Source organism: Agarivorans sp. QJM3NY_29, assembly GCF_050870835.2.
Classification (GTDB): Bacteria; Pseudomonadota; Gammaproteobacteria; order Enterobacterales; family Celerinatantimonadaceae; genus Agarivorans.
In genome coordinates, this window is the sequence record NZ_CP194036.2 from 4,275,302 (window position 1) to 4,289,484 (window position 14,183).

12 protein-coding genes are annotated in these 14,183 nt (G+C 45.9%); 9 read left to right on the forward strand and 3 right to left on the reverse strand.

The features are described from left to right. Nucleotides 1-245: 245 nt before the first annotated feature. From rapA to ACRRS0_RS19320, 4 genes are all read left to right on the forward strand, one after another. Nucleotides 246-3,164, forward strand: coding sequence for an RNA polymerase-associated protein RapA (gene rapA / locus ACRRS0_RS19305; RefSeq protein WP_432455961.1), 2,919 nt, complete (start codon nucleotides 246-248; stop codon nucleotides 3,162-3,164). A gap of 71 nt (nucleotides 3,165-3,235) precedes the next feature. Then, nucleotides 3,236-3,886 (forward strand): pseudouridine synthase, encoded by a 651-nt coding sequence (locus ACRRS0_RS19310; protein ID WP_432455960.1) that lies wholly within the window; start codon nucleotides 3,236-3,238, stop codon nucleotides 3,884-3,886. Nucleotides 3,887-3,950: 64 nt separating this feature from the next. Beyond that, nucleotides 3,951-4,718 carry a DUF3530 family protein gene (locus tag ACRRS0_RS19315; RefSeq protein WP_432455959.1) on the forward strand — a complete coding sequence of 256 codons (768 nt, stop codon included), beginning with the start codon at nucleotides 3,951-3,953 and terminating at the stop codon, nucleotides 4,716-4,718. 65 nt (nucleotides 4,719-4,783) lie between these two features. Further along, entirely contained in the window at nucleotides 4,784-5,731 is a 948-nt protein-coding gene (locus ACRRS0_RS19320) for a D-2-hydroxyacid dehydrogenase (RefSeq protein WP_432455958.1), read from the forward strand. A gap of 6 nt (nucleotides 5,732-5,737) precedes the next feature. On the opposite strand, the gene djlA is transcribed toward ACRRS0_RS19320, so the two are convergent. The 3 genes from djlA to ACRRS0_RS19335 are packed head-to-tail and all read right to left on the reverse strand — an operon-like array spanning nucleotide 5,738 to nucleotide 8,214. Next, on the reverse strand, nucleotides 5,738-6,544 hold the full coding sequence (gene djlA, locus ACRRS0_RS19325) for a co-chaperone DjlA (RefSeq protein WP_432455957.1): 807 nt from the start codon (nucleotides 6,542-6,544) through the stop codon (nucleotides 5,738-5,740). A 9-nt stretch (nucleotides 6,545-6,553) separates the two neighbouring features. Continuing rightward, nucleotides 6,554-7,228, reverse strand: a complete 675-nt coding sequence (murU, locus tag ACRRS0_RS19330) for an N-acetylmuramate alpha-1-phosphate uridylyltransferase MurU (RefSeq protein ID WP_432455956.1) — start codon at nucleotides 7,226-7,228, stop codon at nucleotides 6,554-6,556. After that, nucleotides 7,225-8,214 carry an aminoglycoside phosphotransferase family protein gene (locus ACRRS0_RS19335; protein ID WP_432455955.1) on the reverse strand — a complete coding sequence of 330 codons (990 nt, stop codon included), beginning with the start codon at nucleotides 8,212-8,214 and terminating at the stop codon, nucleotides 7,225-7,227. The genes murU and ACRRS0_RS19335 overlap by 4 nt, the downstream gene beginning before the upstream one ends. 148 nt (nucleotides 8,215-8,362) lie before the next feature. Here ACRRS0_RS19335 and lptD point away from each other — a divergent pair, with 148 nt between their 5' ends. The 5 genes from lptD (at nucleotide 8,363) to apaG (ending at nucleotide 14,169) form a co-directional block, all read left to right on the forward strand. Further along, nucleotides 8,363-10,636, forward strand: coding sequence for an LPS assembly protein LptD (gene lptD / locus ACRRS0_RS19340; RefSeq protein WP_432455954.1), 2,274 nt, complete (start codon nucleotides 8,363-8,365; stop codon nucleotides 10,634-10,636). A gap of 61 nt (nucleotides 10,637-10,697) precedes the next feature. Then, a complete protein-coding gene (gene surA, locus ACRRS0_RS19345; RefSeq protein ID WP_432455953.1) occupies nucleotides 10,698-11,975 on the forward strand; it encodes a peptidylprolyl isomerase SurA in 1,278 nt (425 codons plus the stop codon). After that, nucleotides 11,972-12,970: a 4-hydroxythreonine-4-phosphate dehydrogenase PdxA gene (pdxA, locus tag ACRRS0_RS19350; protein WP_432455952.1), complete on the forward strand. Its 999-nt coding sequence runs from the start codon at nucleotides 11,972-11,974 to the stop codon at nucleotides 12,968-12,970. The genes surA and pdxA overlap by 4 nt, the downstream gene beginning before the upstream one ends. Then, nucleotides 12,963-13,793, forward strand: coding sequence for a 16S rRNA (adenine(1518)-N(6)/adenine(1519)-N(6))-dimethyltransferase RsmA (rsmA, locus tag ACRRS0_RS19355; RefSeq protein WP_432455951.1), 831 nt, complete (start codon nucleotides 12,963-12,965; stop codon nucleotides 13,791-13,793). Before pdxA ends, rsmA begins: the two co-directional genes overlap by 8 nt. Then, on the forward strand, nucleotides 13,786-14,169 hold the full coding sequence (apaG, locus tag ACRRS0_RS19360; protein ID WP_432455950.1) for a Co2+/Mg2+ efflux protein ApaG: 384 nt from the start codon (nucleotides 13,786-13,788) through the stop codon (nucleotides 14,167-14,169). The genes rsmA and apaG overlap by 8 nt, the downstream gene beginning before the upstream one ends. Nucleotides 14,170-14,183: the final 14 nt, after the last annotated feature.

Genomic DNA, 14,183 nt, shown 5'->3' on the forward strand with positions numbered 1-14,183 from the left:
CGGTGCAAGCCTTTTTTGAAGAAAATCACAGTTTTTTGTTTAACTGCTCAAAGCAGCAACAAATTGTGCTCTTTTTAAGCAATTCGCACACCTCAGGGATAATAACTATAGTTAAGTTTTAAGTATTTGCCCCTTTAATCTGTGCTTTCTTTTATATGGAACAGCAGATTAGTTTCATTCTTGGGTTTACTTCACGAATGTATTGGATACCATAGCCGCCCTTTTTCCTTTGGAGTCTCTTGCTGATGTCATTTTCTATCGGCCAACGCTGGATCAGTGATTCAGAATCTGAGTTAGGTTTAGGAACCGTTGTTGCAATCGAGGGCAGAATGGTCACTTTGCTCTTTCCTGCAACCGGTGAAAACCGATTCTATGCAATGGCCGAAGCGCCTATCACTCGAGTTATATTTAATACGGGTGATGAGATCACCAGCACCGATGATTGGTCAATGACCATTACCCAAGTTGAAGAAGCAGATGAGTTGATTGTTTATCACGGTGTCCGCAATGATACCGAAGAACAAGTACAACTCCGCGAGATGTTTCTTAGCCATTTTTTAAAGTTTAATAAGCCGCAAGATCGTTTATTTGCAGGCCAGGTCGATCGCTTCGATAGCTTTGTGATCCGCTACCAAACTCAATTGAAGCGTTTTACTGAACAACAATCAGAGTTGAAAGGATTAATGGGCGGTAAAGTCAGTTTAATCCCCCATCAACTTTATATTGCTAGCGAAGTTGGTCGACGAATTTCTCCTCGTGTCCTGCTTTCAGACGAAGTCGGCTTAGGTAAAACCATTGAAGCTGGTTTGATCATCCACCAACAACTGATTGCAGGTTTAGCTAAACGCGTATTGATTGTCGTGCCCGATGCTTTGCAGTACCAATGGCTAATTGAAATGCTACGCCGTTTTAATATGCACTTTAGTTTATTTGACGAAGATCGTTGTGTAGAAGCCTATGCCGAAGCCGACAACCCTTTCGACACCGAACAATTGGTACTGTGTAGCTTAAATTTCTTACGTAGTCGTAAAAAACGCTTTGAACAGATATTAGCTACCGAATGGGATTTAATGATCGTCGATGAAGCCCATCACTTAAAGTGGGACGAACAATCACCGAGCCGTGAGTATCAAATCATTGAAGCCTTATCTCAGCAAATTGCTGGCGTATTATTACTCACAGCAACCCCCGACCAACTCGGACATCAAAGTCATTTTGCTCGCCTACGGCTACTCGACCCAGATCGCTTCTACGATTATCAAGCATTCATCGAAGAAGAGCAGCATTACCAGCCTGTTGCCACCGCTGCCCAGTCGCTACTCGAACAGTCGCCACTACTCGCCGAACAAGCCAATCATTTAACCGAACTACTCAGCGAAAATGATATTCAACCCTTATTGCTAATAATTAACGACCCGACATCGAGTTACGAACAACAGCAACAAGCACGTGAAGAATTATTACAACACCTACTCGATCGACACGGTACCGGCCGAGTTTTATTTAGAAACACCCGCAGTGCCATGCAAGGTTTTCCGCTACGCCAATTGAGCAGTTACGCCTTAACGCTACCGAGCCAGTATCAAACAGCCCTGAAAGTGCATCAAATGATGCAAAGCAAAGCATCCAATAATGTCATGCAATTAATGTTTCCAGAAGAACTGTACCAACAGTTTGAAGGAGAAGCGGAGGGTGAAGCCAGCTGGACTAAATTTGACCCGCGCATCGATTGGTTACTAGGATTTTTACTGGCACACAAGCAAAAGAAAATCTTGCTGATTTGCGCCAAGGCGGCCACCGCCCTAGCCATTGAAGATGCGGTACGCACCCGAGAAGGGATCCGAGCGACCGTTTTCCATGAAGATATGTCTTTACTGGAACGAGATAAAGCTGCCGCTTACTTCGCGCAAGAGGAGGCGGGAGCCCAACTAATGGTTTGTTCAGAAATTGGTTCTGAAGGCCGTAACTTTCAGTTTGCTCATCATATCGTGTTATTTGATTTACCAATTAACCCTGATTTACTCGAACAACGGATCGGTCGATTAGATCGAATTGGCCAAAAAAATGATATTCAGATCCATGTCCCTTATTTGGCGAAAACGCCTCAGCAAACGCTTTTACGTTGGTATCACGAAGGTTTAAATGCATTCGAGCAAACCTGCCCGGCTGGCGCCGCCATCTACGCCGAATTTGGCGAAAGCTTAAATGCCCTGCTGATACAAAACCAACCGGATGAAGCCGTTCTTGAGCAACTGATTGGTGACTGTGCCAAACGTTATCAAGCAATTAAACAAAAGCTCGATGCAGGACGAGATCGGCTATTGGAAATTCACTCTGGCGGCGGTAGTAAAGCCAACGATTTAGTCGAGAAGATCCAGGCTGCTGAACAAGATCCACACTTTGTCACCTTTAGCTTACGGCTGTTTGATACCGTTGGCATCAACCAAGACGATAAAGGCGAGAATGCTTTGGTCTTGCATGCCAGTGAACAGATGATCGTTCCCTCCATCCAAGGTTTACCTGAAGACGGTTGTACCATTACTTATGATAGAGACACAGCCTTAAGTCGCGATGAAATACAACTCATGTCGTGGGAGCATCCTTTATTGCAAAGCTGTATCGATACCATTTTGGGCGCCGACCTAGGTACCACATCAGTCGCCTTATTAAAGAATCGAGCACTACCGGTAGGTAGCTTATTTGTTGAAGGGATCTTCATTATTGAGACCAGCGCACCTGCGCAGTATCAAATCGAACGTTACTTGCCTGCCACGCCAGTGCGAATTTTGCTGGATAAAAATGGCGGTAATCTTTCAGAAAATGTGAGTTTTGATCAGTTTAATAGTCAGCTTTCGGCGGTAAATCGTCATTTGGCGGCCAAACTAGTCAGTGCATCACAAGCTCAGATCCATCCCTTATTGCACCAAGCCAACGAACTGGCTCAGCAACAGCTAGACCGTATTGTGGCGGATGCCAGCAAGACCATGCAACAAAGCTTAAATACTGAACTAGAACGACTCGAAGCATTAAGCGCCGTAAATCCCAGTATTCGTCAAGATGAACTGGATACGCTACGCGAGCTACGCGACACGGCTGATAATTACCTGCAAAAGGCGCAAGTAAAATTAGATGCTTTACGAGTGATTTTAGTGTCACATAACTAAGCATCATTTCACTGATTTATTCCAAACAAGGCCTCAGGTACACTGAGGCCTTATTTTTTAGAGCCCATGTCATGCCAAACTTTGTTTATCGTCCGCCAATGTCTCCTTATATCAGCATCGTCTATCAAGATGATTCGGTCGTAGTATTTAACAAAGCCAGTGGCTTATTGTCAGTACCAGGTCGAATAGAAAAGGATAGTTTATGGCAACGAGCTCAGCGTGTATGGCCAGAACTCAAGATAGTTCACCGCCTAGATATGGCCACCTCGGGGCTAATTGTAATGGCCCTCGGTAAACCAGCACAAAGCCATTTAAGTCGACAATTTCAACAACGTAAAACAGCGAAGACTTATTACGCAGAAATATTTGGCCACCCCCATACAACTCAGGGAGAAGTCAATCTGCCTTTACGTTGTGACTGGCCCAATCGCCCCAGACAAATGGTTGATCTTGAGCTGGGCAAAGCAGCCCTTACCAAATGGTTTCTATTGGAAAAACGCCAGCACACCTCTCTGGTGGAGTTACAACCTATTACTGGTCGAACTCATCAACTTCGGGTACACATGCAACAGATCGGCTGTCCAATAGTCGGTGATGGTTTTTATGCCAGTGCTAAGGCTATTGCACTTAGCGAACGCTTACATTTACATGCAGCGAAGCTTGGCTTTTTTCACCCCATCACTGAACATTGGCTAGAATTTGACTGTGAACCGCCTTTTTAACTAAAGCTTCAATGGTTTGCTTCCGATATAGGATCAACTCTGTTCAACCTTGGGCTGCAATCAAGTGCGGATCTACAAACTGTTTTGGTTAATCACTGTACTTAGCACCATGGCGTGGGCACAGCCTCAATCTCTGGATTTTTCGCAATGGCCTGTCAAGGGTGAGCTAAAATCACTCACCGTAGAACAACGCCAATTTGTAAGTCTATGGATAGAACAACAGACCCCACAACAGCGAGGAACGGCGATTTTGCTTCCCGACTGGGGGAACTCTCCCAGTAGCGAGGATATGATCGATAGCTTACGCCAAACGCTTCCCTCCTTAGGCTGGCAAACCGGCGCGATTCTTCCACCAGCCCCCCAAGCCAGTCTGATGCAAGACAGTGAACCGCAAGATCAACAAAACACTTACCAACAACAATTAAGCGAAGTCATCGAAGCCGCTCGACAAACCCAAGCTCAGCCATTTGGATTTCAACTGTTGATCGCGCAAGGGGTGATGGGCGCCTGGCTGGTCGAGTTGCTCGCCGAACAGCAATTAAGCCCACCCGATGGGCTTATCTTAATGAGCACCTACTACCCCAACCAAGCCCTAAATCAAAGGCTTGCCAAACAGCTCGCGCGGCTGAGCATTCCGGTACTCGACATCTATGATCCAAATTATAATCAATGGCAATTCGAAGCTGCCCAGCAACGCTTGATTGCCAGCAATAAAAGTCAGAAATTAAACTACCGACAAACACAGCTACCGGTCTCTGCCGAAACCGCACCTAACCATGCCTTACTCACGAAAAGCATTTATGGCTGGTTGAACGCCTTAGGTTGGTACTAGCCAAGCGCTTAAACGCTGGTTAAACTGAACAACAGTTTCCCCATTCACAATATGTTGATTTATCGATGAATATTGTATTTTTAGACCGACAGACCCTAACTGACGATGTAAATTTAAGGCGTCCTCGCTTCCCCCATACTTGGCAAGACTATGCCAGTACCAATCCCGAGCAGCGATTAGCCCATGCGCAACATGCTGATATTTTAATAGTCAACAAAGTAAAACTCGATGCTGCTATTCTTAAGCAGCTTCCCCGCTTAAAATTGATTGCGGTGGCCGCAACTGGCACCAACAATGTAGATTTAGCTGCCGCAGCTCAACAACAGATCATCGTTTCAAATATTCAAGATTATGCCGCCCAGAGCATCGCCGAGCATAGTATTGGCTTGATGTTTAATTTACGTCGCAATATAACCGCCTACCATCAGGCCGTTCAACAGGGACGCTGGCAACAGTCACAGCAGTTCTGCTTTTTTGACTATCCCATTGATAATTTGGCAGGTCAAAAATTGGTGATTATTGGCGCAGGCAACTTAGGTCAAGCCACTGCTAAACTTGCGAAAAGTATCGGTATGGAAGTGATATTTGCCGAACGTAAAAATCAAGCTCCCCGAACCGGAAGGGTTGATTTTATGGACGCCTTGGCCTGCGCAGACGTGCTAAGTATCCACTGTCCTCTCAGTTCCGAAACGGCAGATCTCATCACTCACACCGAATTAGCGTTAATGAAACCCAGCGCATTATTAATTAACACTGCTCGGGGCGGTATCGTGAACGAGGCCGCCTTACTCGAAGCTCTACGCTCCGGAGGCATTGCCGGCGCCGCTTGTGACGTTGTCAGTCAAGAGCCCCCTTCCAGCGACAACCCTTTATTACAAGCCCAGGCGTTAAGCAACTTTATCCTCACGCCACATGTAGGCTGGGCAAGTAGTCAAAGCATGCAAAGCCTGGCCGACCAACTGATTGACAACATAGAAGCCTTCTCCGCAGGTCAGCCTCGCAACCAAGTATAGAGTTATCTAAGCCACTTTCGCTTTGCGTTGTAGCTTAATCACTTCATAGGCACGTTGAATATCTTGAGTTCGCTGCTTAGCCAGCTCCATCATCTCCGGTGGCAGACCTTTTGCTACCAGCTTATCCGGGTGATGCTGGCTCATCAGTTTACGATAAGCGCGCTTCACTTGTTGCTCGCTGTCTTGGTCCGTGACCCCAAGAATTTGGTAGGCTTCGTCTAACTGTTTTGCACTTGACTGCGTCGATTGCTGTTGACCACCGCGACGATGGAAGTTGAGCTCGGCTTCCCAGCGAGAAATCATCGCGTCTAACTCTTGCGCAGAAAAACCTAAGGCATTTGCAACACGTTGCAATAATGCCCGTTCGCTATCATCCACCACACCATCGGCGAACACCCCCTGCAACTGAATTTCCATAAACATTTGCAATAAGTCGCGACGCCCCTGTACCACTTTTACGAAGCGGGCTACCTGTTCTTCTAGCGGAAAACTGGCATCTTTACCTTGCCGAAAAGCATCTTGAGCCTGACGGCGAGCCTCGCCTTGTAGACGCATTTGGTCCATCAAAAAATTGGCGACTTGAATTTCTTGCTGAGTCACCACACCTTTTGACTTAGCGATGTGCCCCAGCACAGCAAAAGTCGAAAACAAAAACTCTTGTTGTACCACTTGGCTATTCGCGCTAGAAAAAACGAAGCCTTGACCCATCGCCTTGTCAAAACGGTGGCCCAGCCACAAACCGAGTAAGGCGCCAAACCAACCACCAAACATCAGACCAAAAAATACTCCTAGGAGCTTTCCCCAAAACCGCATAACTATTCTCTATTTACTTGTTAATTGCTGATCTAACTGCGCCAAACGTTGTGGCGTCCCCACATCAATCCACTGACCAAACTGCTGCTGCCCTGTCACTCGCTTAGCTGCTATTGCCGTCCTCAATAAAGGAGCAAGCGCATGCCTCCCCGGAACCAGTGCCTCAAAAAAACGCTGACGATAAACCGCCACCCCACTAAAGGTCAATTCGGGGCGGTCCACCAAACGTATACCATCAATCGCAAAATCCCCCTTGGGATGATGCTCGGGATTCGCCACTAACACCAAATGTGCATCGGCATCACCAATCTGCAACGACGCAAGCCGCTGGTAATCCCAATCATTCCAAATATCACCGTTAATCACCAGAAAAGGATCTGCTTTTATTAAGGGCAAAGCCTGTAAGATCCCTCCTGCCGTTTCAAGCGCTTGAGGCTCATGACTATATAACAACTGAATCTTCCAGCGTTGGCCATCACCCAATGTTGCCTCAATTTGCTCCCCTAAATAGGCGGTATTGATAATGATCCGCTGAAAACCCACAGCCACTAGTTTTTCAATATGCCATTCAATTAAAGCTTTGCCCGCCACCTTTAACAAGGGCTTGGGACAAGCGTCGGTAAGTGGACGCATCCGCTCACCTCGCCCAGCCGCCAAAATCATTGCAGTATCTAAACCACTCATCGATGAAACCCCTTTGCGATGGGAGCCAACCATTGATTAAATGCTGAAAATTCAGAATAAGTAGCGCTCACCCGCTGGATGTAATCCAAAGTTTGCGGAATCGCTTCACGGTAGCCTTGTTTCCCATCACGGTGGGCTAAACGACAAAATATTCCAAGCGCCTTAAGATGACGTTGTAAGCCCGTCAAATCAAACCAGCGTTGCCATTGCGCCATGCTAATATCTTGATTAATGCTTAAACGGGAGAAAAATGACTGACTCAAGTGTTGCACCATCTCTTCAGGCCAAGCGATGTAGCAATCTCTTAGCAACGACACCACGTCATAACTGAGTGGCCCCAAAACCATATCTTGAAAATCGATCATCACCATTTGCTGCTGATGAAGCATCAAATTTCGACAATGAAAATCACGATGCATCGCAACATAAGGCTGTTCTTGGATGGCGACGCTGAGCTCTTCACAAAGACTCTGCCACTGCGCAGCCGCTTGCCATTCAGTTCCACTAAGCTGTAATTCTTTCGCCACAAACCACTCGGCAAAAATATCCAACTCTCGCTGAATAAAAGTCTGGTCAAAATATTCCAAAGAAGGTAGCTCAGAAGGTTTAAGTGCTTGTAATTGAACGATCAGGTCTAAGGCTTGTCTATAGTATTTGTCGGCACTATCAAGACTTAAGCAATCTTCTAACATGGTGGTGCCGAGATCTTCAATCGCCATAAAACCTTGCTTAAGATCTGCGGCTAGGATCTTAGGAACGGGGAGCTGGTGACGGCTTAGTGCCGACGCTAAATCAACAAATTGTTGGTTTTTTTCGGTAAGAGGAGGCGCATCAACCGCAATGGCGGTAGTGCTTAGATCATAATCAAAACGAAAATAGCGGCGAAAGCTTGCATCACCACTGATCATCGTTAACTGAGGAAGTCCCATGGATAAACTATTAGACAACCATTGTTGTAAAGCTGATTCGCGCACTATATTACTCATATTTCTATATTAAATGACGGCCTTTAAATAGCCGCCCACCGATAAATCCAGTATTATAAGCCGCTAACTTTAACCACAGAATTCATAAAGCACAACGTTGATACTCTCGCTTGGAATTTTAATACGTCAGGGAATGGTCCAAATTCATATGTTGTTAATTAAACGGAATCTGCCACGACTAGGATTGGCAATCTTCTTGCTAAGCCCTAACGCCAAGGCAGAAACCCCGTTAGCGCTGGCTCAGTGCCGAGCTTACATACCGGAACGTACTCAGTCAGGTCCCGTCGACCCCACTGCACCATACGTGATAGCGGCCGACTCACTACATGCAAAGCAAGGTGATAAGGCAAGTTTTACCGGTAACGTTGAATTTTCTCAAGGCCCCAGAGTACTCAAAGCTGATAACACAGTACTCGATGAGCAAGCTCAAACACTGAAGGCCGATGGTAAAATTGAGTTTCAAGATAACTTGGTCAGCGTCAAAAGTGATAGCTTCGATGCAAATTTAAAAAATCATCAGGCGAAACTAAATTCAGCTGAATATCAGTTGTTCGAGCAGCAAGGTCATGGTGAAGCGCATAATTTAATCATCAACGATGAGCAAAACTTATCCTTGGAAAACGCCAGCTACACCGCCTGTCCTCCTGGAGATGTGAGCTGGGAGATCCACGCCGAAAAAATAGATATCGACACCGAAAATCAATGGGCGACAACCAAAAACGCAACGGTAAGATTAATGAACGTCCCCGTTCTTTACTTACCTTACTTCTCCTACCCAATTGGTGGCCAGCGTCATAGCGGCTTTTTATTTCCAAGCATATCAACCTCCACCACCAATGGTATGGATATTTCCACGCCCTATTATTGGAACATTGCACCTAATTTTGATGCCACCATAACTCCGCGAATCATGTCGCGCAGAGGCCTGCAGTTACAATCCGAGTTTCGTTACTTACTTGGCCAGCAAACCGGTATCGTCAACGCTGAGTATATCGCCAACGACCGAGAGTTTGACGACTCGCGTTATTTGTTGCACTGGGATCATCAAGGTCAATGGCGACGCAACTGGCGTTTCAACACTGACTATACCCAGATTAGTGATGACAACTACTTTAACGACTTAGGCGATATTTTAGGTAAGAATAATGAGAATCAACTGCTACAAACTGGGGATGTGGGCTACCACACCCAAAACTGGTACGGCAAACTACGGGTACAAGATTTTCAAGTCTTAGGGGATACCGAGCAGCCGCACACCTTGCTCCCTCAACTGAGTTTTAGTGGCGATTGGGATCTCGACTGGCAAACATTACAATTTGGTTTTGATAGTGAACTAAGTAATTTTTCGCATAGTGATGCTAGCATGTACACCGCCAAGCGACTCCATCTAGAGCCTCATTTGCGCCTGCCTTACGTGGTACCCGAAGGTTTTTTCCAAGCCGACCTCGCCTTAATGCATACCTATTATCAACAAGATAAAGGTAGTAATCCGGACAACAACTACCTAGGTGAAGACATTCGTCGAACCCTACCTAAATTAAGCGTCAAAGCAGGCCTCAATTTTGACCGCAAAACCAGTTGGTACGGTGCGAACTATACTCAAACTCTTGAGCCGGTGGTAAAGTACTTATATATCCCCTATCGAGATCAAAGCGACATTGGTCTATATGACACCGCCAACCTACAACAAGACTATTATGGCCTGTTCCGAGATCAGCGCTATAGCGGGCTAGACCGAATCGCCGATGCCAACCAGTTAACCTTAGGGGTTCATTCTCGGTTCTTATCCGCTGAAAATAAGGAGACCTTACGCTTTAGTCTTGGACAAATCATCTATCTTGATCCAAGCCGCACAACGCTATTACCGGATAGCAAGTCATCCACCAATTCCAGTTCGGCCTTAGCATTTGAAATTGACGCGAATATTCAACAAGACTGGTATGGTCACACCGGCTTACAGATTAATACGCTCGAGGGTAAGCTTAATAAGGCCAATGCCGCTATCGAATGGCGCCCAGAAGTGCAAAAATTAGTTCAATTAAACTACCGCTACTCTCAAGCCGACGAGACAATGCTCAGTGACATAAACCAACTGGGTAGTAAAATTGCGTGGCCACTGCGAGACAATGTTTCTGCTGTTGCCAGCTATTATCGAGACATGAAGCTCGATCGAAGTGTCGAGAGTTATCTAGGACTACAGTTTAATTCCTGCTGCTGGGGGATCCGTCTTACTTACCAACGCAGCTTACAAAGTAATTATGTCGACAATACATCAGGAATTGATCGCGTTGGCGTATTTGACAGCTCCTTCCGCTTAGACTTTGAAATAAAAGGATTAGGTGGCAATGATACTAGCAGTCAAGAAAAAATGTTAGATGGTGGCAACTTTAAATACGGGCGCCCCTTTTACCTCAACAATTAAAACCTTTAGCCCAAATATGATAGAGTAAACGGCGTTTTGCTCGTAGTAATATAGGAACCGAATGAAAAAATTAATTTTGCTTAGCACCTGCATGTTGATGCTCGTGGCTGGCTTAGTTCAGGCGAAAGAACAACTGCTCGATAAGGTTGTTGCTATCGTTAATAATGACGTGATTACTCAAACCCAAGTGGATGAGCTAAGCGCCAAAGTATTACGCAATGCAAAAACCAGCGGACAAACTCTGCCTCCACAAGCAGAATTGCATCAACAAGTGATGGACCGCTTAATTACTGAAAGCTTACAGCTGCAACTCGCAGACAGACTTGGTATCAAGATCAGTGATAGTCAATTAGAAAACACGATTGATAATATTATCCAAGGCGAGAAAAAGACCCGCGACGAGTTTCTACAACAACTCAGCAGTGACGGTGTCAGCTACCAGCAATTTCGCGAAGATATACGCAAAGAAATTATTCTTGGTGAAGTAGGCAGAAGCCAGGTACAACGACGTATCAGCGTCTCTCAACAAGAAATAGATGCCTTAATGAAACTAATTGCCGAGAAAGATAAAGGCAGTATCCGCTACCATGTTGGACACATCCAATTGCGACTTGGAAGTGATGAAGTCAAAACCCAACAGCTGGCGGAAACCATAGTCAAGCAATTAAAAGCTGGAGAAAATTTTAACCAACTAGCAATGACTTATTCTCAAGGTCCAAAAGCTTTAGAAGGCGGTGATTGGGGATGGATGACTCTAGAAGAGATGCCAACTCTGTTTGCAGGCGTGGTTAATAAACAACCTAAAGATACCGTGCTCGGCCCGATCCGTACCGAATCTGGACTACACATTGTGATGGTATTAGATACCGAAGGTCTACAAAAAGTAGAAACCTTAGAGGTAAATGCACGACACATTTTGATTAAGCCATCGATTATTCTAAGTGATAAAAAAGCCCAAAGTTTACTGGCTAAATTACGCCAACAACTAGTAAGCGGAGAAGCTAGTTTTGCCGAATTAGCCAAACAGTATTCAGAAGACCCTGGCTCTGCAGTCCGTGGCGGTGAACTCGGTTGGTCGGACCCAAATGTGTTTGTGCCGGCCTTCCGCGATACAGTCAACCACTTAGCCGTGGGTGAGATTAGCCAACCTTTTCGCTCAACCTTTGGTTGGCATTTATTAGAAGTGCTCGACAAACGCACCACCGATACCACCAATAAAGCCAGCGAAAACCGAGCTTATCAAATGATTTTCAACCGTAAATTCAACGAAGAAACGCAAGCTTGGCAAGATGAGCTTCGTGAAGAAGCCTACGTTGAAATTTTGGATGGTGATTCATGAGCGACGCAATAGCAAGAATTGCGATTACCCCTGGTGAGCCTGCGGGCATTGGCCCTGATTTAGTGCTCGCAATTAGTCAGCGTAGCTGGCCGATGGAGCTAGTCGTTATCGCCGATCCTCGTTTGCTCAAAGAGCGGGCGAAACAATTGGGCATCGAAGTAAGTTTATTGTCCTACCAACCAGAGCAAGCCCCCCAAGCACAGGCGGCTGGAACTTTAACCGTGGCACCCATCGCGATGAGTGTGCCTGCAATTGCCGGCGAACTCAACGAAGCCAATGGACACTATGTATTAAATACCCTTAAATTTGCTTGTGAAGGCAATATGAATAGCCAATTTGCAGCGGTTGTTACTGGCCCGGTGAACAAAGGAATCATTAACAAAGCAGGCGTTTCATTTAGCGGCCATACTGAGTTTTTTGCTCAACAATCAAGTACTGCCGATGTGGTCATGCTGTTGGCCACCGAAGGTTTGCGGGTTGCTCTGGCGACCACTCACCTCCCGCTGGCTTATGTCGCAAAAGCGATAACTCACGAGCGGCTGTACAATATCATCACTATTTTACATCACGATTTACAAACTAAATTTGCGATTAAGCAGCCGAAAATTTTTGTTTGTGGGCTTAATCCGCATGCCGGAGAAGATGGTCATTTAGGTCGTGAAGAATTAGATATCATTATTCCTTTATTAGATGAAATGCGCAGCGAACATGGCATGAATTTAATCGGGCCACTCCCTGCCGATACCTTGTTCCAATCCAAGTATTTGGACGAGGCTGACGCGGTCTTGGCAATGTACCATGACCAAGGCCTACCAGTAATAAAATATAAAGGGTTTGGCAAATCGGTCAACATTACCTTAGGACTCCCCTTTATTCGAACCTCAGTCGATCATGGAACAGCACTTGAGCTGGCGGGCACTGGGCAAGCCGATCATGGAAGTATGCTAACCGCAATCAAACAAGCCATCGATATGGTAGAGCGAGAACATGAATAAACAAGTCCATCAAGGGCACCGCGCCCGTAAACGCTTCGGCCAAAACTTTCTGAATAACGACTCGGTCATCAGCCAAATTGTCGCCACTATCTATCCTCAGCCCGGCGAAAACTTGGTCGAAATTGGTCCTGGCCTAGGCGCCTTAACCGCCCCTGTAGCGAATGCTGCTGGTCAGCTACAAGTGGTAGAGTTGGATCGCGATTTGGCTCAACGCCTGCGCGAGCATCCAACCCTAGCAGAGAAATTGACCATCCATGAAATTGATGCGCTTAAATTCGACTTCATGCAGTTGAGTCGACCCGAGCAAAAGATGCGTATCTTCGGTAACTTGCCCTATAACATTTCTACACCATTAATTTTTCATTTGCTAAGCTTCACTAGCGCCATTTCCGACATGCACTTTATGCTACAAAAAGAAGTGGTAAAACGGATGGCCGCAGGACCTCACTCGAAGGCCTATGGTCGACTCAGTGTCATGACCCAAATACAATGTAAAGTAATGCCAGCCTTGGAAGTACCTCCAGAAGCCTTCATGCCGCCTCCTAAAGTCGACTCGGCGGTCGTTCGCCTAGAGCCTTATGCCAGCACACTTTACCCTCTGAACTCATTAAAAACCCTCGACACAGTCTGTAAAGAGGCCTTTAATCAGCGACGCAAAACAATCCGAAATGCACTCGGCAACCTGTTAAGCCTTGAGCAACTTGAGGCTTTAGGTTTACAACCAAGCTTGCGGCCAGAAAATTTAACTATTCAGCAGTTTTGTGATATTGCTAACTACATAGATAAAGAACAATTATTGCAGGCTAACGACGTTAATGAGTAACACACCTGAATACCAATTAGATATTGAAGTTGAATCTGGATTCTTGCCTGAGCACTCTGCTCCTGAGGAACATAAATTTGCCTTCTATTACACCGTTACCATTCGTAATTGTGGTAGCCAAGCACTTCAGTTAATGCGTCGTTACTGGCTGATCACCGATGGCAATGGCGATGAGAATGAAGTAACGGGAGACGGTGTGGTCGGTAAACAACCACACCTACAACCAGAAAAGTCATTTACTTATACCAGCAGTGCACTACTCGCAACCGAGGTGGGGGTGATGCAGGGCTACTATACCTTGGTGGATCCAGAAGGTAATGAGTTTGAAGCTGAGATCCCAGCTTTTCGCCTGTCCTTACCGAATAAATTACATTAACCAAGGTAAGTTGT